Source organism: Streptococcus mitis (genome assembly GCF_047463435.1).
GTDB classification, from domain to species: domain Bacteria; phylum Bacillota; class Bacilli; order Lactobacillales; family Streptococcaceae; genus Streptococcus; species Streptococcus mitis_DS.
This window is the reverse complement of sequence record NZ_JASHDW010000009.1, coordinates 51,404-74,219: the sequence shown is the minus strand read 5'-3', so window position 1 is coordinate 74,219 and position 22,816 is coordinate 51,404. Positions and strand designations below refer to the sequence as shown.

Annotated in this window: 24 protein-coding genes; 9 read left to right on the top strand and 15 right to left on the bottom strand. The window is 40.0% G+C overall.

Annotated features, from left to right (window positions below; genetic code table 11):
- The first annotated feature begins 64 nt into the window (after positions 1-64).
- Genes QM843_RS06845 through QM843_RS06835 form a run of 3 tightly spaced genes read left to right on the top strand, consistent with a single transcriptional unit; the run spans position 65 to position 2,711 of the window.
- Positions 65-910 carry a DegV family protein gene (locus QM843_RS06845; RefSeq protein ID WP_414304642.1) on the top strand — a complete coding sequence of 282 codons (846 nt, stop codon included), beginning with the start codon at positions 65-67 and terminating at the stop codon, positions 908-910.
- Between the two features lie 58 nt (positions 911-968).
- Complete coding sequence (aao, locus tag QM843_RS06840) at positions 969-2,141, top strand: aminoacetone oxidase (protein WP_414304641.1); 1,173 nt, start codon at positions 969-971, stop codon at positions 2,139-2,141.
- A 48-nt stretch (positions 2,142-2,189) separates the two neighbouring features.
- Positions 2,190-2,711: a DUF1697 domain-containing protein gene (locus tag QM843_RS06835; protein WP_000400044.1), complete on the top strand. Its 522-nt coding sequence runs from the start codon at positions 2,190-2,192 to the stop codon at positions 2,709-2,711.
- Between the two features lie 41 nt (positions 2,712-2,752).
- On the opposite strand, the gene QM843_RS06830 is transcribed toward QM843_RS06835, so the two are convergent.
- Positions 2,753-3,493, bottom strand: a complete 741-nt coding sequence (locus QM843_RS06830) for a MerR family transcriptional regulator (protein ID WP_414304640.1) — start codon at positions 3,491-3,493, stop codon at positions 2,753-2,755.
- A gap of 340 nt (positions 3,494-3,833) precedes the next feature.
- Between QM843_RS06830 and QM843_RS06825 the strand changes: the two genes are divergently transcribed.
- Complete coding sequence (locus tag QM843_RS06825; protein ID WP_414304639.1) at positions 3,834-5,174, top strand: sodium-dependent transporter; 1,341 nt, start codon at positions 3,834-3,836, stop codon at positions 5,172-5,174.
- Between the two features lie 39 nt (positions 5,175-5,213).
- Here the strand turns inward: QM843_RS06825 and manA are convergent, their stop codons facing one another.
- The 3 genes from manA to QM843_RS06810 all read right to left on the bottom strand — a co-directional run bounded on the left by manA (position 5,214) and on the right by QM843_RS06810 (position 8,187).
- A complete protein-coding gene (manA, locus tag QM843_RS06820; RefSeq protein WP_414304638.1) occupies positions 5,214-6,158 on the bottom strand; it encodes a mannose-6-phosphate isomerase, class I in 945 nt (314 codons plus the stop codon).
- A gap of 120 nt (positions 6,159-6,278) precedes the next feature.
- Positions 6,279-7,718: a 6-phospho-beta-glucosidase gene (locus QM843_RS06815; protein WP_000136868.1), complete on the bottom strand. Its 1,440-nt coding sequence runs from the start codon at positions 7,716-7,718 to the stop codon at positions 6,279-6,281.
- Positions 7,719-7,926: 208 nt separating this feature from the next.
- Entirely contained in the window at positions 7,927-8,187 is a 261-nt protein-coding gene (locus QM843_RS06810; protein WP_001291472.1) for a SemiSWEET family transporter, read from the bottom strand.
- 326 nt (positions 8,188-8,513) lie between these two features.
- Between QM843_RS06810 and QM843_RS06805 the strand changes: the two genes are divergently transcribed.
- On the top strand, positions 8,514-8,858 hold the full coding sequence (locus QM843_RS06805; RefSeq protein ID WP_000913393.1) for a lipopolysaccharide assembly protein LapA domain-containing protein: 345 nt from the start codon (positions 8,514-8,516) through the stop codon (positions 8,856-8,858).
- Between the two features lie 165 nt (positions 8,859-9,023).
- Here the strand turns inward: QM843_RS06805 and QM843_RS06800 are convergent, their stop codons facing one another.
- From QM843_RS06800 to lctO, 6 genes are all read right to left on the bottom strand, one after another.
- On the bottom strand, positions 9,024-9,371 hold the full coding sequence (locus QM843_RS06800) for a VOC family protein (RefSeq protein ID WP_001052644.1): 348 nt from the start codon (positions 9,369-9,371) through the stop codon (positions 9,024-9,026).
- Between the two features lie 154 nt (positions 9,372-9,525).
- On the bottom strand, positions 9,526-11,301 hold the full coding sequence (spxB, locus tag QM843_RS06795) for a pyruvate oxidase (protein WP_000191819.1): 1,776 nt from the start codon (positions 11,299-11,301) through the stop codon (positions 9,526-9,528).
- A 322-nt stretch (positions 11,302-11,623) separates the two neighbouring features.
- A complete protein-coding gene (locus QM843_RS06790) occupies positions 11,624-13,867 on the bottom strand; it encodes a heavy metal translocating P-type ATPase (RefSeq protein ID WP_414304637.1) in 2,244 nt (747 codons plus the stop codon).
- A 9-nt stretch (positions 13,868-13,876) separates the two neighbouring features.
- A complete protein-coding gene (locus QM843_RS06785) occupies positions 13,877-14,248 on the bottom strand; it encodes a cupredoxin domain-containing protein (RefSeq protein ID WP_000935061.1) in 372 nt (123 codons plus the stop codon).
- A gap of 10 nt (positions 14,249-14,258) precedes the next feature.
- Positions 14,259-14,654 carry a CopY/TcrY family copper transport repressor gene (locus QM843_RS06780; protein WP_203180495.1) on the bottom strand — a complete coding sequence of 132 codons (396 nt, stop codon included), beginning with the start codon at positions 14,652-14,654 and terminating at the stop codon, positions 14,259-14,261.
- A 166-nt stretch (positions 14,655-14,820) separates the two neighbouring features.
- On the bottom strand, positions 14,821-15,957 hold the full coding sequence (gene lctO / locus QM843_RS06775) for an L-lactate oxidase (RefSeq protein WP_000120714.1): 1,137 nt from the start codon (positions 15,955-15,957) through the stop codon (positions 14,821-14,823).
- Positions 15,958-16,172: 215 nt separating this feature from the next.
- On the opposite strand from lctO, the gene QM843_RS06770 reads away from it, so the two are divergent.
- From QM843_RS06770 to QM843_RS06755, 4 genes are read left to right on the top strand one after another with little or no spacing between them, the layout of a single operon-like run.
- A complete protein-coding gene (locus tag QM843_RS06770) occupies positions 16,173-16,853 on the top strand; it encodes an amino acid ABC transporter permease (RefSeq protein WP_060627884.1) in 681 nt (226 codons plus the stop codon).
- Positions 16,813-17,490, top strand: a complete 678-nt coding sequence (locus tag QM843_RS06765) for an amino acid ABC transporter permease (RefSeq protein ID WP_247953194.1) — start codon at positions 16,813-16,815, stop codon at positions 17,488-17,490. Before QM843_RS06770 ends, QM843_RS06765 begins: the two co-directional genes overlap by 41 nt.
- Positions 17,491-18,249 (top strand): amino acid ABC transporter ATP-binding protein, encoded by a 759-nt coding sequence (locus tag QM843_RS06760; protein ID WP_023943160.1) that lies wholly within the window; start codon positions 17,491-17,493, stop codon positions 18,247-18,249. It begins immediately after the preceding gene.
- An 11-nt stretch (positions 18,250-18,260) separates the two neighbouring features.
- Entirely contained in the window at positions 18,261-19,127 is an 867-nt protein-coding gene (locus QM843_RS06755; RefSeq protein ID WP_023943162.1) for a cysteine ABC transporter substrate-binding protein, read from the top strand.
- A gap of 86 nt (positions 19,128-19,213) precedes the next feature.
- Here the strand turns inward: QM843_RS06755 and QM843_RS06750 are convergent, their stop codons facing one another.
- The 5 genes from QM843_RS06750 to QM843_RS06730 all read right to left on the bottom strand — a co-directional run bounded on the left by QM843_RS06750 (position 19,214) and on the right by QM843_RS06730 (position 22,582).
- The gene (locus QM843_RS06750; RefSeq protein WP_023943164.1) at positions 19,214-19,861 is read right to left on the bottom strand and encodes an ABC transporter ATP-binding protein; all 648 of its coding nucleotides are present in this window, start codon (positions 19,859-19,861) and stop codon (positions 19,214-19,216) included.
- Positions 19,858-20,556 (bottom strand): hypothetical protein, encoded by a 699-nt coding sequence (locus QM843_RS06745; RefSeq protein WP_192855400.1) that lies wholly within the window; start codon positions 20,554-20,556, stop codon positions 19,858-19,860. Before QM843_RS06745 ends, QM843_RS06750 begins: the two co-directional genes overlap by 4 nt.
- Positions 20,557-20,565: 9 nt before the next feature.
- Entirely contained in the window at positions 20,566-21,318 is a 753-nt protein-coding gene (locus QM843_RS06740) for a hypothetical protein (RefSeq protein ID WP_033682780.1), read from the bottom strand.
- Positions 21,318-22,082 carry a hypothetical protein gene (locus QM843_RS06735; protein WP_023943168.1) on the bottom strand — a complete coding sequence of 255 codons (765 nt, stop codon included), beginning with the start codon at positions 22,080-22,082 and terminating at the stop codon, positions 21,318-21,320. The genes QM843_RS06740 and QM843_RS06735 overlap by 1 nt, the downstream gene beginning before the upstream one ends.
- A gap of 95 nt (positions 22,083-22,177) precedes the next feature.
- Complete coding sequence (locus QM843_RS06730) at positions 22,178-22,582, bottom strand: hypothetical protein (protein WP_023943170.1); 405 nt, start codon at positions 22,580-22,582, stop codon at positions 22,178-22,180.
- Between the last annotated feature and the right edge of the window lie 234 nt (positions 22,583-22,816).

The following is a 22,816-nucleotide window of genomic DNA, read 5'->3' as shown; positions in this document are numbered from 1 at the left end:
GATATAATTGTAAAAAAAGACAGAACCTTTGTCAATGTATAACTGACAAAGATGGAGAATTTCTATGACTTGGAAGATTATTGCTGACTCTGGTTGTGATTATCGTCAGCTGGCAACACCAGCTATTGACACGACCTTTGTAAGTGTCCCCTTAACCATTCAAGTAGCTGATCAGGTCTTTGTTGATGATGCCAGTCTTGACATTGACCAAATGATGGAAACCATGTATGCAACTGCAGAAGCTTCAAAATCAGCTTGTCCAAGCCCAGATGATTATTTGCGAGCATTTGAAGGAGCCAAAAATATTTTCCTAGTAACCATCACTGGTACTCTTTCTGGCAGTCACAATAGTGCTCAACTAGCAAAGAATATTTATCTAGAAGACCATCCTGACACTAAGATTCATGTAATTGATAGTTTGTCTGCTGGTGGAGAAGTTGACTTGCTCGTAGAAAAATTAAATGATTTGATTGACCAAGGCTTATCTTTTGAAGAAGTGGTTGAAGCTATCACTGCCTATCAAGAAAAAACCAAGTTACTTTTTGTCCTAGCTAAAGTCGATAACTTGGTGAAAAATGGCCGTTTGAGCAAGCTTATCGGTACAGTCGTTGGCCTTCTCAACATCCGTATGGTCGGAGAAGCTAGTGAAACTGGAACCCTTGAATTGCTACAAAAAGCACGAGGACCAAAGAAATCGATTCAGGCAGCATATGAAGAGTTAGTGAAAGCAGGATATGCTGGTGGTCGTATTGTCATGGCTCAACGCAATAACGAGAAATGTTGCCAACAGCTTTCAGACCGAATCCGTGAAAATTTCCCACAGGCGAATATTAAAATTCTCCCAACATCTGGTCTCTGCAGTTTCTATGCAGAAGATGGTGGTTTGCTGATGGGATATGAAATTGATTAATTGCATTCTTGACAAGAGGTGACCATCATCTCTTGTTTTTTTGTGGTACAATAGAGCTATGAAACATTTTGATACTATTGTCATCGGTGGAGGACCTGCTGGTATGATGGCTACGATTTCCAGTAGCTTTTATGGACAGAAAACCCTCCTTATCGAAAAAAATCGGAAACTTGGAAAAAAATTAGCTGGGACTGGTGGTGGACGTTGCAATGTGACCAACAATGGTAGCTTGGACGACCTGCTAGCTGGCATCCCTGGAAATGGGCGCTTTCTCTACAGTGTCTTCTCCCAATTTGATAACCATGATATCATTAACTTTTTTACGGAAAATGGGGTTAAACTTAAAGTCGAAGACCACGGACGCGTCTTTCCTGCTAGTGACAAGTCTCGGACCATTATCGAGGCCTTGGAAAAGAAAATCACTGAACTCGGTGGTCGAGTTGCTACTCAAACGGAGATTGTTTCGGTTAAAAAGATAGACGACCAGTTTGTCCTTAAGTCCGCAGACCAAACCTTCACTTGTGAGAAACTCATTGTCACAACTGGTGGGAAATCCTATCCCTCTACTGGTTCGACTGGTTTTGGTCACGAGATTGCCCGTCATTTTAAGCATACCATTACCGATCTTGAAGCCACTGAAAGTCCTTTGTTGACAGATTTTCCACACAAGGCCTTGCAAGGAATTTCATTGGACGATGTGACCCTAAGCTATGGTAAGCATGTCATCACTCACGATTTGCTCTTTACCCACTTTGGTTTGTCAGGCCCTGCTGCTCTGCGTATGTCCAGCTTTGTCAAGGGCGGAGAGGTTCTCTCACTGGATGTTCTACCTCAACTTTCTGAGAAAGACTTGGCTACATTTCTAGAAGAAAATCGGGAAAAATCTCTAAAAAATGCCTTAAAAACTTTACTTCCAGAACGCTTGGCAGAATTTTTTGTGCCAGGCTATCCTGACAAAGTCAAACAACTGACTGAAAAGGAACGAGAACAACTTCTCCAGTCTATCAAGGGACTTAAAATTCCTGTAACTGGTAAAATGTCCCTTGCTAAGTCCTTTGTTACCAAAGGGGGCGTCAGTCTCAAGGAAATCAATCCCAAAACTCTAGAAAGTAAGCTGGTACCTGGACTCCACTTTGCTGGCGAGGTACTGGATATCAATGCCCACACGGGTGGGTTTAACATCACTTCTGCCCTCTGTACTGGTTGGGTGGCGGGATCAAACCCAATCTAAATCTGAATTATTTAATGGCTAAATCAGCCCCAAAAGAAAGGAAGTCCTTTGGAACATATTATCTTGTTAAGGGGAGTTACTCCTAATGGAAAAAATGCTATCCCGAAAATGTCTTATTTGGTAGATATTTTAACAGAAGCTGGTTTTCAACACGTTCGAACCTATATTCAAAGTGGGAATATCATTCTTGAAAGTGATTTAGATTTAGAAGAAATACGAGAATGTGTTCATACTCTGATAAAGGAAAAAATTGGGGCCGACTTAAAAATGGTTATCAAGAACAAAAGTGATTTTAAAAAAATTGTCCAAGAAAACCCGTTTGGAGAACACTATCTTTATGACCGTATACATGTGATTTTTTATCAAGAATCTATTCAAAGTCTCCCTTTAGAAAAATTGAAAATTGATTACGGTGAAGAAGAAATTTGTATCGGTAACCATTGTCTTTACCTCTATCTCCCTAGAACTGCTAAACAAAAGAAACTCCATACCAACTATCTTGAAAAGCTTTTTAATGTAGATTTGACCATGCGAAAACTAAATGTGGTAGAAAAATTATTAAGCAAATAGTGCTTGAATTTAGTAAAAATCGGAAGAATACTCCTCCGATTTTATTTTGTCTGAGTTTGGACATAATGAGCAATCACATCTGATGTGTACTGGGCTGTTCCAGGTCCAAATTTGTCAATGTTTTCCTTAAACTCTGGGTTATAAACGTAGCCTTTACCGATATAACCGAATACTTCAATAGTACAATCAAATCCATAAGTACGGATGGCTTGCAAGAGCTTGGCTACTTGCTCTTGGTTTTCAGTTGCTGTTGCAGGCAAACCAGCTTGAAGATTTTGTGCCAAGGCTCGAAAGACTTGATTGAAGGCAGCCGTAGCTTCGTCTTCGTGACCTTTTTGGCGCTCGAGCGCTTGGTCCATCACATCTTGTCCATACTTCTCTACCGCCTCTTGGTGGTATTTTTGATGGTCTTGATAGTTAAATCCTGCGAATTTCTCTTGAATGCTCATTTCTCTTTCTCCTTTATGTTCTTGAATGGTTTTTTGCAAGGTGGAAATCAAGTTATCCAGATGTTCCCTCTCTCGAGTCAAATAGTCCAACTGCCTGGTCAAATGAGGCAATAAATCTGTCCTTTCTTCCTTTAACAGCTCTGCTATTTTTTCTAAAGAAAAACCTAGATATTTGTAGTAAAGAATAACCTGAAGGCGTTCCAAATCCTCCTGACTGTAGGTTCGATAGCCGTTTTCCGACTTTAAAGGAACCAAGAGCCCTATCTTGTCGTAGTGATGCAGGGTCTTGACAGAGACACCCGAAAGCTGGGCAGCTTCTTTTATATGGTACATGATTTCCTCCTTATACTCAATGAAAATCAAAGAGCAAACTAGGAAGCTAGCCGCAGGCTGTACTTGAGTACGGTAAGGCGACGCTGACGTGGTTTGAATTTGATTTTCGAAGAGTATTACATTGATAGTATAACCCCTCCCCCTAGGTCAGAGTCAAGCGTTTTTGCGAAATTTTTTACTTTATCATAACATGAAAATGGTTTTCTTGACAGACCTTAGAAAACATGATAGGATAGTCAAGTCTATCAATCAAAAGAAAGGCTCATTTTGAGTACTGATGAGGCTATTTGCCAAGGGCAGTAGCTTTTTCTTTTGTAATACTAATTTTAGGAGTTTAACTATGTCTGAAAAATCGCAATGGGGTTCTAAACTGGGCTTTATCCTAGCATCTGCTGGTTCAGCCATCGGACTTGGTGCCGTTTGGAAATTCCCCTACATGACTGCTGCTAATGGTGGAGGAGGCTTTTTACTTGTCTTTCTCATTTCCACTATTTTAATTGGTTTCCCCCTTTTGCTGGCTGAATTTGCTCTCGGCCGAAGTGCTGGTGTCTCAGCAATCAAAACCTTTGGAAAACTCGGCAAGAATAGCAAGTACAACTTTATCGGTTGGATTGGTGCCTTCGCCCTCTTTATCCTCTTATCTTTCTACAGTGTTATTGGAGGATGGATTTTAGTCTATCTAGGCATTGAGTTTGGAAAATTGTTCCAACTTAGTGGAACAGGTGATTACGCTCAGTTATTTACTTCAATCATTTCAAATCCAGCCATTGCTTTAGGTGCCCAATCTGCCTTTATCCTGTTGAATATCTTTATTGTATCACGTGGGGTTCAAAAAGGGATTGAAAGAGCTTCAAAGGTCATGATGCCTCTGCTCTTTATCATCTTTGTCGTCATCATCGGGCGCTCTCTCAGTTTGCCAAATGCCATGGAAGGGGTTCTTTACTTCCTCAAACCAGACTTTTCAAAACTGACGAGTGCTGGTCTCCTCTATGCTCTGGGACAATCTTTCTTCGCCCTCTCACTAGGGGTTACAGCCATGCTGACCTATGCTTCCTACTTGGACAAGAAAACCAACCTGGTCCAGTCAGGGATTTCTATTGTAGCTATGAATATCTCAGTATCCATCATGGCAGGTCTAGCCATTTTCCCAGCCATGTCGGCCTTCAATATCCAGTCTGAAGGGGGACCGAGCTTGCTCTTTATCGTCTTGCCTCAGCTCTTTGACAAGATGCCTTTTGGAACTATTTTCTACATCCTCTTCCTCTTGCTCTTCCTCTTTGCGACAGTCACTTCTTCTGTCGTGATGCTGGAAATCAATGTGGGAAATATCACCAATCAGGACAACAGCAAGCGTGCTAAATGGAGTGCTATTTTAGGAATTTTGACCTTTGTCTTTGGTATCCCTTCAGCCCTTTCTTACGGTGTTATGGCAGATGTTCACATTTTTGGGAAGACCTTCTTTGACGCTATGGACTTCTTGGTTTCCAATCTCCTCATGCCATTTGGAGCCCTCTGCCTTTCACTCTTTACTGGCTACATCTTTAAGAAGACACTTGCTATGGAGGAACTCCATCTTGATGAAAGAGCATGGAAACAGGGACTGTTCCAAGTCTGGCTCTTCCTTCTTCGTTTCGTCATTCCAATCATCATCATTGTGGTCTTTATCGCCCAATTTATGTAATCAAAAAGGACTTGAGTAGTGAACTCAGGTCCTTTCTTTTTATGGATGACTAACAATCAATTCCAAACCATGTCCTTCTAAGGTCCAAGCATCAACATCACTAGGTAGGATAAAGTGACTGCCTTTTTGGATTGGATAGTTTTTTCCGTCAACAGTTAACTGACCTTCCCCATCCAAGACACTGAATAAGCTGTAGTCAGCTGTCTTTTCGAAGTCAACTTTTCCAGTAATTTCCCACTTGTAAACTGCGAAGAAATCATTAGACACAAGAAGAGTTGAACTCAGGTCATCTGCTTTAACAGTCACAGGTCGGCTGTTAGCAGGCTCACCGATATTTAAAACATCGATGGATTTTTCAAGGTGGAGCTCGCGCAAGTTGCCATTATCGTCCTTACGATCAAAGTCATAGACACGGTAAGTTGTATCACTAGACTGTTGCGTTTCAAGGATTAAGATACCTGAACCGATAGCGTGCATGGTGCCACTTGGTACATAGAAGAAATCTCCAGCTTTTACAGGTACTTTGGTTAACAAGGCATCCCAGTTCTTATCTTCGATTTGCTGACGGAGCTCCTCTTTTGACTTGGCATTGTGGCCATAGATAATCTCTGAACCTTCGTCTGCTGCGATAATATACCAGCACTCTGTCTTTCCAAGTTCGCCTTCATGCTCTAGTCCATAAGCATCGTCTGGGTGAACTTGGACACTGAGCCAGTCGTTGGCATCCAGAATCTTAGTCAAAAGTGGAAATACAGGCTCAGGACGATTGCCAAACAATTCACGATGTTCCGCATACAAAGTAGCGAGGTCTGTTCCCTGGTAGCGTCCATTGGCAACTTTAGAGACTCCATTTGGATGGGCTGAGATGGCCCAATATTCTCCGATTTTTTCACTTGGGATGTCGTAACCAAACTCATCACGTAGCTTGGTTCCACCCCAGATTTTTTCTTGCATAACTGATTGTAAAAATAATGGTTCTGACATGTCGATCTCCTGTCTGATTTTTCTCCCCTCATTATAGCAAAAAGCTCCATCTAATTGAACTCTTTTTCACATATTATAAAGTAGGGAGAAGATTTTATAAAAATAGTGAACAAATGTGCTCTACTCAATGCTTGCACCATTGCTGGCAATGACATCCTTGTACCAGTAGAAGGATTTCTTCTTGCTACGTTTGAGGCTTCCATGACCAGCATTATCTCGATCTACATAGATAAAGCCATAGCGCTTGTTCATTTCGCCTGTTCCAGCTGAAACCAGATCGATACAGCCCCAAGTCGTATAACCAAGCAAGTCAACGCCATCTTGGTAAATGGCATCTCGCATGGCCTTGATATGAGCCTCTAAGTAAGCAATCCGATAGTCATCTGCTACATGACCATTCTCATCCGGTGTATCCATAGCACCTAGACCGTTTTCCACGATGAACATTGGCTTTTGGTAACGATCCCAGATAGCATTGAGGGTGATACGAAGACCAAGTGGGTCAATCTGCCATCCCCATTCTGAGGATTCAAGATAAGGATTTTTGAGAGAGGCAAAGATATTTCCAGCAGTTAATTCTTTAACTTCTGGATCACCTGAGGCTACTAGACTTGCATAGTAAGAGAAGGAAACAAAGTCAACAGTATTGTCCTTCAACAACTCTAAATCTTCTGCAGTCATTTGAATCTCGATTCGCTCACGCTCCCACTGCTTCTTGGCGTAGTTTGGGTATTCCCCACGCGCTTGAACATCAATGAAGAAGTAACTCTTGCGGTCTTCCTCCATGGCTGCCCAGTAGTCTCTTGGATGGGCTGTGTTAGGATAGTATTGCCCTGCAGCCAACATACATCCCACCTTATTTTCTGGGTCAATTTCGTGGGCAATCTTTGTCGCAAGAGCTGAAGCTACCAACTCATAGTGTGCAGCCTGATATTTAACCAGTTCTTGATTTTCTCCTTCTTCAAAACAGAGCCCAGCTCCCATAAAGGGGGCATGGAGAATCATGTTGATTTCGTTGAAGGTAAGCCAATATTTGACCAAACCCTTATAGCGGGTAAAGAGTGTGCGACAAAGTTTTTCATAGAAGTCTAACATCCGACGATTGCGCCAACCACCGTACTCTGTAATCAAGTGCATAGGACAGTCGAAATGAGTGATAGTCACCAGAGGTTGGATACCATACTTGTGGCACTCCTTAAATAAATCCTCATAAAAGGCTAGACCAGCTTCATTTGGCACTGTTTCGTCGCCCTTAGGAAAAATCCGAGTCCAAGCAATGGATAGACGATAAGTCTTAAAGCCCATTTCCGCAAAAAGGGCAATATCTTCCTTGTAATGATGGTACATATCAATAGCTTGCTTGGCTGGGTAAAAATAGCCCTCCTCAAACGAAAACATCTTTTTCTGACCTGTGATAATGGCTTCACGATCTGGACCGATGGGGACGACATCCACATTCGCCAATCCACGACCTTCTAAATTATAAGCACCCTCACACTGGTTGGCAGCTGTCGCTCCGCCCCACAAGAAACCATCCGGAAAAGTCAGTTTTTCGGTCATAACTCTACTCACTTTCTTATTTGCTTGTTCATTTACTTATATTATAACTTATTCTGTAAACCTTTTCTTATAAAATACTGTGACATACTGATACTATTCTACTATTTAAGTTTATCAGATTGTTTTTTAAAAAATTATCCTCTAGAAAAAGTAAATAGCCTCCCCTGAAACAAAAAAGAAGACTGAAAACTAGTCTCCTCTGTTCCTTTTAAATCAAAGCTGTAATAACCGTCACTAGGCCAAAAATAATACCTGGTGCATTAGCTGCTGCAAGGGGGATATCTCTTTCTTTTTTGAAAAGACCGTAGTAAACCCAGAGACTACAGTTGATGGCAGCAACCAAGGGCTGGATGAAATTTCCTTTTTGACCAGCCAGATTGTTCATGATTTGTGGGAAGTAAGACACATACATCATAACAGACATAAAGGTCGCTACCCAACCTAAAATTTTCATTTGTTTTTCAGACATTTTCAAAACCTCTTTCATTTTTACTGAATCTTATTTTAAAATATTCTTTCAAAACAATCAAGTCTTTAAAACTTTTGTTATAAAGATATAAACTATCACAATCTTGTTATAAGAAAGAGGGAACAGAAAAAAGACCGAATTGCTCCGTTCTGTTTACTCAATCAAATATTAGAAAATGAATACTCCTTTTCAATGAATCGATTGATTGATGGTAAATAAGCCGTTAGAAATTATTGACAGTATCGAAATTTTCTAGTAAAATGAATTTTGTTAATACCTAAATGGTGTGTAGTTTTCTATCAACATAGTCAGGAGAAAAGGAACTTATGCTAAAAAAATTTAATGAATTGTCACTGAAAGATAAGGCTTATCTAATTGGCGGTTTGAGCTTATTAGTCATTGTGATCTCATTTGGTCTACTCAATCGTCAAACAGTAACTGTCAGTCTTGTCTTTACACAACTATCTGCTCCCTTGATTTTGGTGATTTTTACTTGTCTAGTAATCGGGATCATTGCTGGTAGTGCTATTGGTATTAGCTATCACCATAACAAGACTCAAGATCTGAGAAGCCGCATTGCTGAAGCAGAAGCGACTATCAATATAAAAGACAGGGAGCTTGTCCAGTACGAGGAACAGGTGCAACAATTAAAACAGGAAGCCAAACAATAAGTGTAGAAATCATAACCACCCGTGAAAACGGGTGGTTTTTTGTCTCGCACCTAACGGAGCGAGACGGACTGAAAGTCGCATAAATACAAAAAAGATCGAATTGCTCCGATCTTTTTAAGTTTCACTCCAAGAATGTTTAGATAAAAAATTTGATAATAGAATTACCTACTTCATACGATAAAAATCAATCACTAGACCAGCAGGCCCTTTAACTAATAAGGACTCTGTTCCCCAATCGGTTACAGTTGGTCCGTTTAAAACCTGGATACCAAGTTCTTTCAACCGTTGGTAATTCTGGTCTACATCCTCAACCTCGATATGAAGAATGATTCCTGACTGAAAATCTTCCAAAGGAATCAAATGATTTTGGGACAACATCAGACAGTGACTGCCAATCGTAAACTGAGCAAAACTGTCATCAACATAATCGGATTTTTTATCCAAAATACGCTCCAAGTCAGCACAGACTTGTGGAACATCGGAAACGATAATATCTAATTGATTTAAATTCATTTACTATCCTCCATAAAAAGACCGGATTGCTCCGATCTTTTTAAGTTTCGCTCTAAGAAAATCAAAGAATAAACAAGGCATCGAACCGCAGGCAGTACTGAAGTACGGCAAGGTGAAGATAACACAGTTTAAATTTGATTTTCGACGAGAGGAATTATTTAATTGCGCGTGATTGCAATCCTTCTTCTTCCAAGAAGAGGCGGAATGGTACGAGTTCTTCTGCTTCGTATTTTTCCTTGAAGTCTTTGATTGCTTCTTCTGAGTGAAGTTTTGGATCCAATTCAAGTACTTCTACTGGAAGTGGACGGTGTGGAGTGATGCGAGCATCGATCACAACAGTTTTACCTTCTTTGTTGAGTTTAACAGCTTCTGCAACAACTGCATCGATGTCTTCGATACGGTCAACTGTAAATCCTACAGCACCTTGAGCTTCAGCGATTTTCGCATAGTCAGCATTAGGGAAGTCACAACCAAACAAGTGTTTGTTTGTGTCTTCGTATTTGTCCTTGATGAAGGCATATTTACCATTTGAGAAGACAACGTTGATAACTGGAAGGTCGTATTGAACGTTTGTGATAACGTCTGGGTAGCACATGTTGAATGCACCGTCACCCATGATGTTCCATACTTGGCGATCTGGATTGTCTTTCTTAGCAGCGATACCACCAGGAAGGGCAATACCCATTGTCGCAAAGAGTGGAGATGTACGCCACATGTTCTTAGGTGTCATGTGAAGGTGACGAGTAGATGTTTGAGTAGTGTCACCTACGTCGATTGAGTAGATAGCGTCTTGATCAGCATGTTTGTTGATTGCATTGTAAACTTGATACAATTGCAATTCACCCTCAGTTTTACCTTCGATTTTGTTCATGTAATCACGCCAGTTTTGGTTGTTCTTAACGTTTGCACGCCACCATGGAGTAGATTCAACTGGGTTCACTTTGTCAAGGATAGCTTTAGCTGCTTGACCTGCATCACCAAGGATTGAAGCGTCAAGGGCGTGACGTTTACCAAGTTTGTAAGGGTCGATATCGACTTGGATGAATTTTTCAGTATTCTTGAATGCTTGGTAAACTTCAGCAAATGGGAAGTTTGAACCAAGGAAAAGAACTGTGTCTGCTTCAAAGACCACTTCGTTGGCTGGCTTCCAACCAACACGGTAAGCAGAACCTGTCAAACCTTCATAGTTCCATTCAAAGGCTTCAAAGTTTTTACCAGTTGTGATGATTGGTGCTTTGATTTTACGTGACAATTCAGTAATCACTTCACCAGCTTTAACACCACCGTAACCAGCATAGATAACTGGACGTTCAGCATTGTTCAAGATTTCAACAGCTTTGTCGATTTCAACTTCGTTCAAAGCAGGAGCGATGAATGAACGTTCGTATGAACCTGAACCGTAGTATGAATTTTCGTCGATTTCTTGGAAACCGAAGTTTACTGGGATTTCAACAACAGCTGGACCTTTTTTAGAAACTGCAGCACGGCAAGCTTCGTCGATTACTTTTGGCAATTGCTCAGCGTAAGCTACACGTTTGTTGTATACAGCGATACCGTTGTACATTGGGTTTTGGTTCAATTCTTGGAAAGCATCCATGTTGAGTTCGTTAACTGGACGTGATCCAAGGATTGCTAGGAATGGAGTGTTATCCATAGCTGCATCGTAAACACCGTTAATCAAGTGAGTCGCACCTGGACCACCTGAACCAACTGCAACCCCGATTGAGCCGCCGAATTTAGCTTGCATAACCGCTGCAAGAGCACCTGTTTCTTCGTGACGAACTTGCAAGAAGCGGATATCTTTGTCTTCAGCCAAAGCATCCATCAATGAGCTGAGTGTTCCTGATGGGATACCGTAGATTGTGTCTACGCCCCATGTTTTCAATACATTAAGCATTGCTGCAGATGCAGTAATTTTCCCTTGAGTCATAATGATAACTCTCCTTCAAATATTTTTAAATCTACTAAAAAAGGTTTCATATAGTTTTTGAAAACGTTTCAGTAAATTTTTACAATACTAATTTATCACATTTATTTTGACTTTACTAAGAATCTGCTCAGAAGTTTTTATTCTCTATTACAGTACAGTTTGAAAACGTTTTTAGCTTCTGTTTTATAATACTCAATGAAAATCACAGAGCAAACTAGGAAGCTCGCCACAGGTTGCTCAAAGCACAGCTTTGAGGTTGCAGACAAAGCTGACGTGGTTGGAAGAGATTTTTGAAGAGTATAAAAAGCGAGCAAGCCCGCTTTTAGTCTATTTTACTAAAGTTTAGTAAGAGTGAACTAGTCAGAACGGATACAGAACTAAAGGCCATAGCTAGACCTGCCAGTTCTGGGTTAAGAGCCAGTCCAACACCAGAAAAGACTCCTGCTGCAATCGGAATTCCGGCGACATTGTAGATAAAGGCCCAGAAAAGATTGAGCAGAATTCGATTAAAGGTTTTCTTACTCATGTCAAAAGCACGAACCACTCCTAGGAGGTTATTAGTTGTCAACACCAAATCTGCTGACTCGATGGCAATATCTGTTCCAGCTCCCATAGCAATCCCCACATCTGCTACACTGAGGGCAGGAGCGTCATTGATACCATCACCAACAAAGGCTACTTTTCCAGCCGCTTGTAGTTTATGGATTTCATGGGCTTTTTCTTCTGGCAAGACACCTGCAATGACCTCTTCGATTCCGATCTGATCGGCAATAGCACGCGCCACACCTGCATTGTCTCCTGTCAGCATGACTGTTTTAAGACCTCGTTTTTTCAACTGACTGATGGCAAGCTTAGCATTTTCCTTAGGAATATCTTGCAGAGCAAGCAAGCCTTTGATTTCATTGTCCACAGCCAAGAAAACAACTGTCTTAGCTTCTTTTTCCAGTTCTTCTAGTTTTTCTTGATAAGTGCTAGAAATATCCATGCCATCCAGCATTTTAGCATTTCCAAGCAGAACTTGTTTTCCATTGATTTGCCCTGAGACACCTTTTCCGTGCAAGGCTTGGAAATTTTCAACAGTTTGAAACTCAAGTCCAGCTTCACTCGCTCGTTTCACAACGGCTTCAGCCAGTGGGTGTTGAGAAGCTTCTTCCAAGGAAGCTGCCAATCCAAGCACTTCTACTTCGTCACCGATGATATCTGTGACCACAGGTTTCCCTTCAGTCAAAGTCCCGGTCTTATCAAAGACGATAGTTTGAACTTTCTGGATTTCCTGTAGAACCGTTCCATTTTTGAGGAGAACCCCCATCTTGGCACTGCGACCTGTCCCCACCATAAGGGCTGTCGGTGTTGCAAGTCCCAATGCACAAGGGCAGGCAATAATCAGAACTGCTACTCCATAGAGAAGCGAAGATACAAAGCTCGCTCCAAGCACAACTACACTATCCCTGAGCAAGACGAACCAAACCCAAAAGGTCACAATCCCTAAAATGACAACTGCTGGGACAAAAATCCCTGAAATTTTATCCGTCAAGTCCTGAATCGGCGCACGACTTGTCTGAGCTTTCTTCACAAAATCCACAATCTGAGCCAAAACAGTCTCTGAACCAACTTTTTCTGCTCTAAAAACAAGTGTTCCACTATTATTGATGGTTGAACCAATGACGGTATCTCCAACTGTCTTGTCCACTGGTAGGCTCTCACCTGTCACCATAGACTCATCAATACTAGAGATACCTTCTACTACGACACCATCAACCGCAATCTTTTCACCGGGACGCACTCGAATCAGGTCACCTACCTTGACTTGCTCCAAAGGGACTTGAACATAGTTATCCTCACGCAAGACTTCTGCAGTTTTAGCCTGCAAGTCAAGTAATTTCTCCACAGCTTGGGAAGTATTTTTCCGCATTTTCTCCTCAAAAACGGCTCCCATAAGAACGAAGAAGAAGATAAAGGCAGCACTTTCAAAGTAAACGGGGAGACCAGCGAAGAGGGCAACTAGGCTATAGCCATAGGCTACTAGGGTTCCCAGAGCAACCAAGGTATCCATGTTGGCATTGTGCTTTTTAAAACTAGCCCAAGCACTTTGGATATAAGGACCACCTGCTACTAGCATAATCGGTGTTGTGGCTAAAAAGGTGCCCCAACGCATGACTTGGTGACTAATTCCTCCTGTCGACATCCCAATCATGAGGATCACAAGAGGCACAGTAAAGATACTAGTAATCCAAAAACGCTGTAAAAGTGATAGAGATTTTCGAGTCTTCTCAACAACTGTATAACTTCCCTTTTGCATCTTCATACCACAAGAAAATTCATGTTGACCTAATTCTTGAGGTGTAAAACGAATGACTTTCTCCTCATCTACGCCGATTGGTTCCAAGATGCCTTCTTCTTCAAACAGAATTTCCTTATAACAGTTTGAAGGTGTCACACGGTGAAAGGTGAACTCAGCAGGAACTCCTTTTTGCAGTTGAATGTGGGCTGGATGGTAGCCTTTGTCTGCCGTGATACGGATTTTTTGAACACCACTTTCAAGACTTGCTTTTACAATTTCAGTCATATCATTCTCCTATTCTACAATCATCTTGCCGTGCATCATATTCATGCCACAAGAGAAACCATACTCTCCAGCCTGCTCAGGCGTGATTTCCACTACATACTCTTCTCCCATAGGCAGGTCCGCATGTACACCAAAGTCTGGAAAAACAATTTGGTCCAAACAGGGTGAAGGGTCCTTACGGTCAAAGACAATGCGGGCTGGCACTGATTTCTTGAGGATAATCAACTCAGGCGTGTAGCCCCCCATGACCTCCACTCGAATCTCTTGGTAGCCGTTTTTTTGCTGGGCCTTTTGTCCAGATTTTTCAGGTTTTTTGAAAAACCAAAACAAGATAAAGGCGATAAGGGCAATACAAATAATGGTTACAATACTATTTAACATGACGTCTCCTTTACATACAATTACATCTTACTTCTGTCACAGCGTTTGATTTCTTCTCAGAAATCACAGCTTCCAAGTCTTCCAAGTCAGCCTGAGTAAAATCACATTCAGCAATCAAATCAGCCAGCAAGTTCTTAATCCTACGGGAACAAACCTTGTCTTTGATATCTTGGACAAGTAAATCCCGACTTTGGTCCAAAGTTAAAAGTGCTGAATAAACAAAAGACTTGCCTTCTTTTTTCCGAGTCAAACACTCTTTCTCAACCAAACGAGCCAAAAGAGTTTGAATGGTTGACTTGGACCAGTCGAACCGCTCCGCCAGAACCCTGATCAAATCCATACTGGTCTGCTCTCCTTGCATCCAAATAATCTTCATGACCTGCCATTCTGCATCTGAAATCTGCATAATCACACCTCCTAAATCTACATTTGTCAATTATGTTAAATAGTATACTCTAAAAATCTACATTTGTCAATTATAAAAATCAAATTTTTCTCTTTTTTAATCTTCATGACAAAAGTGATTAAAACACAAGCAAAAACCTCCACATCAAGTGGAGGCAATCATTTTATCAATACAATTTTAAGTCACGAGGGTCAACTGGGAAGGTTGGGTTATAAGGGTTGTGACGGAGTTTGAAGTGTTTGACATCTTCAATAGTCTGAGTTCCAGATAATTGCATAACTGTCTTCAATTCTGCATTCAAGTGTTCAAAGACTTGGCGTACACCGACACTACCACCGAGAGCCAAGCCATAGATAACAGGGCGACCAATAGCTACCAAGTCTGCTCCTGAAGCCAAGGCTTTAAAGACGTGTTGACCACGACGAATACCTGAGTCAAAGACGATTGGCACACGTTTATCAACTGCTTCTGCTACTTCTTGAAGTGAGTCGAAGGCAGCTGGTCCACCGTCGATTTGGCGACCACCGTGGTTAGTTACCCAGATACCAGAAGCACCTGCAGCAAGCGAACGTTCAACGTCCTCACGGCATTGTGGTCCCTTGACATAAACAGGAAGTCCTGAGTATTCAGCGATAAATTCTACATCACGTGGAGACAAGCGTTGTTTAGCTGATTTGTAAACAAAGTCCATTGATTTACCAGCACCTTCTGGCAGGTATTCTTCAACAATCGGCATGCCAACTGGGAAGACAAAACCATTACGTTTGTCCACCTCACGATTGCCCCCTACAGTCGCATCTGCCGTCAAGACAATCGCTTTATAACCTTCAGCCTTCACACGGTCCATGATGTGGCGGTTGATTCCATCATCTTTACTAAAGTAAAATTGGAACCAATGAGGTGTCCCTTGAAGGGCTTCCGTAATTTCTGGAAGATCTACAGTAGAGTAAGAGCTAGTTGTGTAAAGAGAACCAAACTCATGCACACCACGCGCAGTCGCCACTTCACCCTGTTCATTTGCCAATTTATGAGCTGCAACAGGCGCCATAATGATTGGTGAAGACAATTTTTCACCTGCAAATTCAATCTCTGTACTTGGATTTTCAACATCACAAAGTGTATGAGGAACGATGAGTTTGTGGTTAAAGGCACGAATATTCTCACGCAAAGTGAAAGTATCTTCTGCCCCACTAGCGATATAGCCAAAGGCTGCTTTAGGAATAACTTGTTGCGCCATTGGCTCCAAATCATAGGTATTGATGAAATCTACATGACCTTCTGCATTGCTTGTTTTGTATGACATAAAATGCCCTCCTTAATAAGTAAGCGTTTACTTTGTATATTACAAAAATATCATAACTCTTTTTTCAAAACTTTTCAAATATTTTGTTTGGAAATTTCAGAAATTTTATGTCTATGATAAAAAATCCTTATGACGGCAATAAAAAATAGATATTATCCAAAGAAGATTTTAAGTGCTACAATAACTGTATTATTTCTAGATGGGAGGTTCTATTTTTGGATTGGTCCATTGTTGAACAATATCTACCACTATATCAAAAGGCATTTCTTCTAACCTTGCATATTGCAGTTTGGGGAATTTTGGGATCCTTTTTGCTCGGTTTAATCGTTAGTATCATCCGGCATTACCGCATCCCTTTTTTGGCGCAAATAGCGACAGCCTACATTGAATTGTCACGTAATACACCCCTTTTGATTCAACTCTTCTTTCTCTACTTCGGTCTTCCCCGAATAGGGATTGTCCTATCTTCGGAAGTCTGTGCTACTCTGGGATTAGTCTTTTTAGGAGGCTCCTATATGGCAGAATCTTTCCGAAGTGGGTTGGAAGCCATCAGTCAAACCCAGCATGAGATTGGATTAGCCATCGGTCTGACACCTGTACAGGTCTTTCGCTATGTGGTTCTTCCGCAAGCAACAGCGGTGGCCCTACCATCTTTTAGCGCCAATGTCATTTTCCTCATCAAGGAAACCTCCGTTTTCTCAGCAGTAGCTTTAGCAGACCTCATGTACGTCGCCAAGGACTTGATTGGGCTCTATTATGAGACAGACATTGCGCTAGCTATGTTGGTAATTGCTTACCTGATTATGCTGCTGCCCATATCACTGGTCTTTAGCTGGATAGAAAGGAGGCTCCGCCATGCAGGATTCGGGAATCCAAGTACTCTTTCAGGGAAATAATCTCCTGCGGATTTTACAGGGATTGGGCGTCACGATTGGCATTTCTATCCTGTCTGTCCTCTTATCCATGATTTTCGGAACAGTCATGGGAATTGTCATGACCTCCCATTCTAGAATCGTACGATTTTTAACACGATTGTATCTGGAATTTATTCGTATCATGCCCCAACTGGTGCTACTCTTCATCGTTTATTTCGGATTAGCTCGAAACTTTAATATCAATATCTCAGGAGAGACTTCAGCTATTATCGTTTTTACCCTCTGGGGAACAGCTGAAATGGGGGACTTGGTCCGTGGAGCCATCACTTCCCTCCCTAAGCATCAGTTTGAAAGTGGACAGGCACTAGGTTTGACAAATGTTCAACTTTACTACCACATCATCATCCCACAGGTTTTGAGAAGACTGCTACCGCAGGCTATCAATCTTGTCACTCGGATGATCAAAACCACTTCCTTGGTTGTCTTGATTGGGGTAGTTGAAGTTACCAAGGTTGGACAACAAATCATCGACAGCAATCGCCTGACTATCCCAACTGCTTCATTTTGGATTTATGGAACCATTCTAGTCTTGTATTTCGCAGTTTGCTTTCCTATTTCCAAACTATCCACTCACTTAGAAAAACATTGGAGGAACTAAATGTCTGAAACTATTTTAGAAATCAAGGAACTAAAAAAATCCTTCGGAGACAATCCCATCCTCCAAGGACTTTCTCTAGATATCAAAAAAGGGGAAGTTGTGGTTATTCTTGGGCCATCTGGTTGTGGGAAAAGTACCCTCCTTCGTTGCCTCAATGGCTTAGAAAGTATTCAAGGTGGAGATATTCTTCTGGACGGTCAGTCTATCGTTGAAAATAAAAAAGACTTTCACCTCGTTCGCCAAAAGATTGGCATGGTCTTTCAAAGCTATGAACTCTTTCCCCATCTGGATGTCCTTCAAAACCTCATCCTAGGCCCTATCAAAGCTCAAGGAAGAGACAAGAAGGAAGTAACGGAAGAAGCTTTGCAATTACTAGAACGTGTTGGTTTGCTGGATAAACAACATAGCTTTGCGCGTCAATTATCTGGTGGACAGAAGCAACGGGTTGCAATTGTCCGTGCCCTCCTCATGCATCCAGAAATCATCCTTTTTGATGAAGTGACTGCTTCGCTGGATCCAGAAATGGTGCGTGAGGTGCTGGAACTCATAAATGACTTGGCCCAAGAAGGCCGTACCATGATTTTAGTAACCCATGAAATGCAGTTTGCCCAAGCTATTGCCGATCGGATTATCTTCCTCGACAAAGGGAAAATTGCTGAAGAGGGAACAGCTCAAGCCTTCTTTACCAATCCTCAAACCAAACGAGCTCAGGAATTTTTAAACGTCTTTGACTTTAGCCAATTTGGCTCATATCTATAAAGGAGATTCTTATGAAACTATTCAAACCACTCTTAACTGTTTTGGCACTTGCCTTCGCCCTTATCTTTGTCACAGCTTGTAGCTCAGGTGGAAATGCTGGTGCACCATCTGGTAAAACCACTGCCAAGGCTCGCACAATTGATGAAATCAAAAAAAGCGGTGAGCTACGAATCGCCGTGTTTGGAGATAAGAAACCTTTTGGTTACGTTGACAATGACGGTTCTTACCAAGGTTACGATATTGAACTTGGGAACCAATTAGCACAAGACCTTGGTGTCAAGGTCAAATACGTTTCAGTCGATGCTGCCAACCGTGCTGAATACTTGATTTCAAACAAGGTGGATATTACTCTTGCCAATTTTACAGTAACTGATGAACGTAAGAAACAAGTTGATTTTGCCCTTCCATATATGAAAGTTTCTCTGGGTGTCGTATCACCTAAGACCGGTCTTATTACAGATGTCAAACAATTAGAAGGCAAAACCTTGATTGTTACAAAAGGAACGACCGCTGAAACTTATTTTGAAAAGAATCATCCAGAAATCAAACTCCAAAAATACGACCAATACAGTGACTCTTACCAAGCCCTTCTTGACGGACGTGGAGATGCCTTCTCTACTGACAATACGGAAGTCCTAGCTTGGGCGCTTGAAAACAAAGGATTTGAAGTAGGCATTACTTCCCTCGGTAATCCAGATACCATTGCGGCAGCAGTTCAAAAAGGCAACCAAGAATTGCTAGACTTCATCAATAAGGATATTGAAAAATTAGGCAAAGAAAACTTCTTCCACAAGGCCTACGAAAAAACACTCCACCCAACCTACGGTGACGCTGCTAAAGCAGATGACCTGGTTGTTGAAGGTGGAAAAGTTGACTAGTCATTAACTCTTAAAAGGGACTGGATTTTAAGCTCCAATCCCTTTTTAAGATTTTACCTATAACATCCTGAGTCTATCTAATATGTTCAATCTGAACACAGTGTACATACTTTATCGTCTATTGCATATACTTTATCACATAAGATACGAATATCCTCTTCACTATGACTAGCAATCAAAATTGTTGTCCCTTTTTCACTAGAGAGCTTTCTAAACAATGTTCTCATATTTTCTACACTTGATTTGTCCAAGGCATTCATAGGTTCATCTAGTAAAAGAATAGAGGGATTCTCCATAATTGCTTGAGCAATCCCTAGCTTTTTCCTCATACCTAGCGAATAAGTTTTAACTTTCTGGTCTTTTTGCTCATATAGACCAACTATTTTCAGTGTATCATTGATTTCCTGATTACCAACTACTCCTCGTATGCTTGCCAAATATTGTAAATTCTTAAAGCCACTATAATAATTTATAAAACCAGGTTCTTCAATCAAAGCTCCCAAATTAGCTGGAATTTTTCTCTCAGGAACAATATTTTCCCCATTGATTAACACTTCTCCATAAGACGGACTATATAAACCAGCTATTAATTTAAACAATACACTTTTCCCTGAGCCATTCGCACCAGTAATTCCTATAATTTCCCCCTGTTTACAACTAAAATTAAGGTTTTGAAAAACACATGTTTTTTTTAATTCCAACTGAATATTTTTTAATGTAATTATTTCATTCATTCTATAAACCTCCTCTTTTGACGAGTGAAATAGAAAATGCTTTTAAAAAGAAAGACTAAAAATAGCAACTGAAGAAATAGATCTCGTCCTATATCTCCATTTCCTCTATTCAGAATATAAAATAGATAATTGGTTCGATTCCCCACAAACAAACTGCCAAACACAATCATGAGTAAAAAGAAGCTAACACAAGAAAAGTTCATTTGCTCATTCGCTCCTAGTATGTATAACGTAAAGCAAAGCAAGGATAGCACACAAACATTCAAAAAATCAACTATAAACAAAACTCCTATATCCCAGTTTGGTAACTGTAACATAAATTGAATCACTAGAACTTTTACCATGATTAAAACGAGTCCATAAAGAAAACAGGTCCAAATCTGATACCTAATCCAGAGCTTAATAGAAGAAAATCGAATCACTTCCATAAAGAAATCGGATGCTCTTCTACGATATACAACTGCTAGAAAAAATGTATGAATAATAAACCAATGAAGCAACCATATAGATAAGACTAAAAAAGAGTTTTGACTCAGATTAGGCCCTTTTAAAATTTCTATAACAAGTCTATCATTTCCTTCTAACCAATACCATAATCCTAAACAAATCAATATCCAAAAAAGAACATAACCCCAAAAGTACTTGGTATAGATTATCTGATTCAACCTCCACATGTGACTACTTAACTTTCCCATTTCCAACTTTTACACTCTCCTCCAGTTTCTATGAACAGAAAATACAGTCAATGGAATTATGATAGATAGTAATGTAAGCCAATAAATCAATGCATACGGATTGGAATTTACCATATACTGAAAAATTGGCAATAATCCAATTATCCCATTGTTCAACTGATAAATCCAGAATAAGGATTCTACAAATAAAAAAGTAAACAGAAATACTAAGCTCATGTTTGATTTTTTAAACCAAGAAAAACTGCTAATAGTAAGTAAGGATAAAAAGAAATAGTATGCTATATAAGAGAAAAAAAATCCTATAAAGAAACTAGCATTGTTTGCAATACTTATACCATAAAATTCTCTTAAAAAATCAACCTCCTTTATCTCCAAAGAAAAGCTAAAACCATTACTAAATGCAATTAGAAAAATCAATAAAAATAAAGTCGCCGTCCAAATCCCCGTACTAAGAGCTGCTAATTTGAAACTAAAACTGGTAAAGTGCTTAATTGATTTCAGACGAATGCGGCACTCCAACCTATTAAAATAGTTATTCATCAAATGAAAAAAGAATAATATATATGTGAACGGAAAGCAATATACTCCAGTCGTAATATCTTGAAGTAAGACTAAGAGCCATTCTAATACATTTGGATGGATTGAATATTGGCGACATCGCAGTAAATATACTGTACTAGATAAAATACAGGATAGCAGTAATATAAAATAAACCAATACTGATAAAAAATCTTTTTTGTAAAATTGAACAAATTGTTTCATTATACGTAGTCCTCTGAATGTAGAAAAAATGTACCATAAACAACCAAACAACTAACAAATAAAATAAAAGCAAGATGCCCACTAACTAAGGAAAGACTGATATCTTTCTGATATCCCAAAGCTAATGTTGTCACAGGTTCTAAGTAAGATAGCTCTAAAATACCCCAAAAAATACCCCCAACCATCATATAGGCAACTGGGATGAAAATAGCTCCTAATTTTTTCTTCACTAGCAAAGCACTAGCTAGTCCAAAAATAGAGAACACAGCGCCCCAAACTCCATACCAGAGAGTCGTTACAAGACTATAGAGAAACTGATTAGAATCAAATAATTCTTTTAAGGCACCACTATAGTCTCCAATATAAATTTCCTGATAAGGAGTCACTAAAAGATTAATTCCTAATAATAATAAATAGGGGAGAAAAAAGACTAGAAAAGAAGAAATAATTACAGTACTACCCACAATAGCCAGATACTTCTTTTTAGAAATTCGACACAATTGTGCTGTTAGAAAATGACTCTCAGCATCCTCTATTATCTGACTAGAATAGGGCAGTGTACAGATAAGTGCAGCTACTAGGCTAATCGGTGAAAATCCTCTAATAGAAGAAGCGGCAAAAAAAATCGATAAACCTTCAATTTTATAAATACCATTGAAAGCAATGAAATTTCCTAAACTCATGCAAAGAAGGGTCAAAAATAAAGACATATAAAACCGAGGTGATTTAACGACTCGTACAAGATTACAAATAAAAAATTCCATCCCAACTCCTCCTTATAATAAGAATAGGGTGTAGCATTCTTTTTTCATGCTACACCCACAATCAACCATCTTTAAGGCTTACTCTGACAAGTAAGTTAATAAGAATCTGGACTCCAAGAACCTGAAGTATGAATTCTTACATGATTTCCAAACTGTGGCGCCATAGCTAATCTAGTATCAGAACCAATATAATTATCACCACCTCCATTATAGTACATGACAATCCTAGAGCCAGAACTCAATTGATATACTGTAGTGATATCTGCCCCACTATAGGCGCTACGAATAGAGGTATTTAACGTTTTACCGCCACCAGTACTGTAATTATTATTAATTCCAGCAGAGGCGTTTTCTTTCTCAAGCGCACTAGTTGTATCCGAATGAAAACGCGGCAACGTTAAATCATAATCTCCAACCTGTCTAGCTAAGACTGTAGGGAGAAACAAACTAGCTGCAATTGTAACTACGCAAAAAAGGGAATATATTTTTCTTCTTTTCATGACATCGTCCTCCTAAAAAGTGATAAACAAGATAGTTGATTGATCAATTTGATACATATTATATTTTCATTATATCAGTAAAAGAAAGCGCTGTCAATTATTTTATTTAAAATATTGTCATATTTTAAATAAAATGGTTAAAAGAGTCCGGGACAAAAAGATTTTAATTTTAGAAATTCTTTATTATAAATTTTAAAAATCGATAGATTATACAAAAAAACGAACAAAACAGAA

What these genes read in the sequence shown, in the direction of transcription:
- QM843_RS06845 (WP_414304642.1), top strand. Translation starts at nt 65, where the DNA reads ATGACTTGGAAGATTATTGCTGACTCTGGTTGTGATTATCGTCAGCTG.
- aao (WP_414304641.1), top strand. Translation starts at nt 969, where the DNA reads ATGAAACATTTTGATACTATTGTCATCGGTGGAGGACCTGCTGGTATG.
- QM843_RS06830 (WP_414304640.1), bottom strand. Translation starts at nt 3,493, where the DNA reads ATGTACCATATAAAAGAAGCTGCCCAGCTTTCGGGTGTCTCTGTCAAG.
- QM843_RS06825 (WP_414304639.1), top strand. Translation starts at nt 3,834, where the DNA reads ATGTCTGAAAAATCGCAATGGGGTTCTAAACTGGGCTTTATCCTAGCA.
- manA (WP_414304638.1), bottom strand. Translation starts at nt 6,158, where the DNA reads ATGTCAGAACCATTATTTTTACAATCAGTTATGCAAGAAAAAATCTGG.
- QM843_RS06815 (WP_000136868.1), bottom strand. Translation starts at nt 7,718, where the DNA reads ATGACCGAAAAACTGACTTTTCCGGATGGTTTCTTGTGGGGCGGAGCG.
- QM843_RS06810 (WP_001291472.1), bottom strand. Translation starts at nt 8,187, where the DNA reads ATGTCTGAAAAACAAATGAAAATTTTAGGTTGGGTAGCGACCTTTATG.
- QM843_RS06805 (WP_000913393.1), top strand. Translation starts at nt 8,514, where the DNA reads ATGCTAAAAAAATTTAATGAATTGTCACTGAAAGATAAGGCTTATCTA.
- QM843_RS06800 (WP_001052644.1), bottom strand. Translation starts at nt 9,371, where the DNA reads ATGAATTTAAATCAATTAGATATTATCGTTTCCGATGTTCCACAAGTC.
- spxB (WP_000191819.1), bottom strand. Translation starts at nt 11,301, where the DNA reads ATGACTCAAGGGAAAATTACTGCATCTGCAGCAATGCTTAATGTATTG.
- QM843_RS06790 (WP_414304637.1), bottom strand. Translation starts at nt 13,867, where the DNA reads ATGACTGAAATTGTAAAAGCAAGTCTTGAAAGTGGTGTTCAAAAAATC.
- QM843_RS06785 (WP_000935061.1), bottom strand. Translation starts at nt 14,248, where the DNA reads ATGTTAAATAGTATTGTAACCATTATTTGTATTGCCCTTATCGCCTTT.
- QM843_RS06780 (WP_203180495.1), bottom strand. Translation starts at nt 14,654, where the DNA reads ATGCAGATTTCAGATGCAGAATGGCAGGTCATGAAGATTATTTGGATG.
- lctO (WP_000120714.1), bottom strand. Translation starts at nt 15,957, where the DNA reads ATGTCATACAAAACAAGCAATGCAGAAGGTCATGTAGATTTCATCAAT.
- QM843_RS06765 (WP_247953194.1), top strand. Translation starts at nt 16,813, where the DNA reads ATGCAGGATTCGGGAATCCAAGTACTCTTTCAGGGAAATAATCTCCTG.
- QM843_RS06760 (WP_023943160.1), top strand. Translation starts at nt 17,491, where the DNA reads ATGTCTGAAACTATTTTAGAAATCAAGGAACTAAAAAAATCCTTCGGA.
- QM843_RS06755 (WP_023943162.1), top strand. Translation starts at nt 18,261, where the DNA reads ATGAAACTATTCAAACCACTCTTAACTGTTTTGGCACTTGCCTTCGCC.
- QM843_RS06750 (WP_023943164.1), bottom strand. Translation starts at nt 19,861, where the DNA reads ATGAATGAAATAATTACATTAAAAAATATTCAGTTGGAATTAAAAAAA.
- QM843_RS06745 (WP_192855400.1), bottom strand. Translation starts at nt 20,556, where the DNA reads ATGGGAAAGTTAAGTAGTCACATGTGGAGGTTGAATCAGATAATCTAT.
- QM843_RS06740 (WP_033682780.1), bottom strand. Translation starts at nt 21,318, where the DNA reads ATGAAACAATTTGTTCAATTTTACAAAAAAGATTTTTTATCAGTATTG.
- QM843_RS06735 (WP_023943168.1), bottom strand. Translation starts at nt 22,082, where the DNA reads ATGGAATTTTTTATTTGTAATCTTGTACGAGTCGTTAAATCACCTCGG.
- QM843_RS06730 (WP_023943170.1), bottom strand. Translation starts at nt 22,582, where the DNA reads ATGAAAAGAAGAAAAATATATTCCCTTTTTTGCGTAGTTACAATTGCA.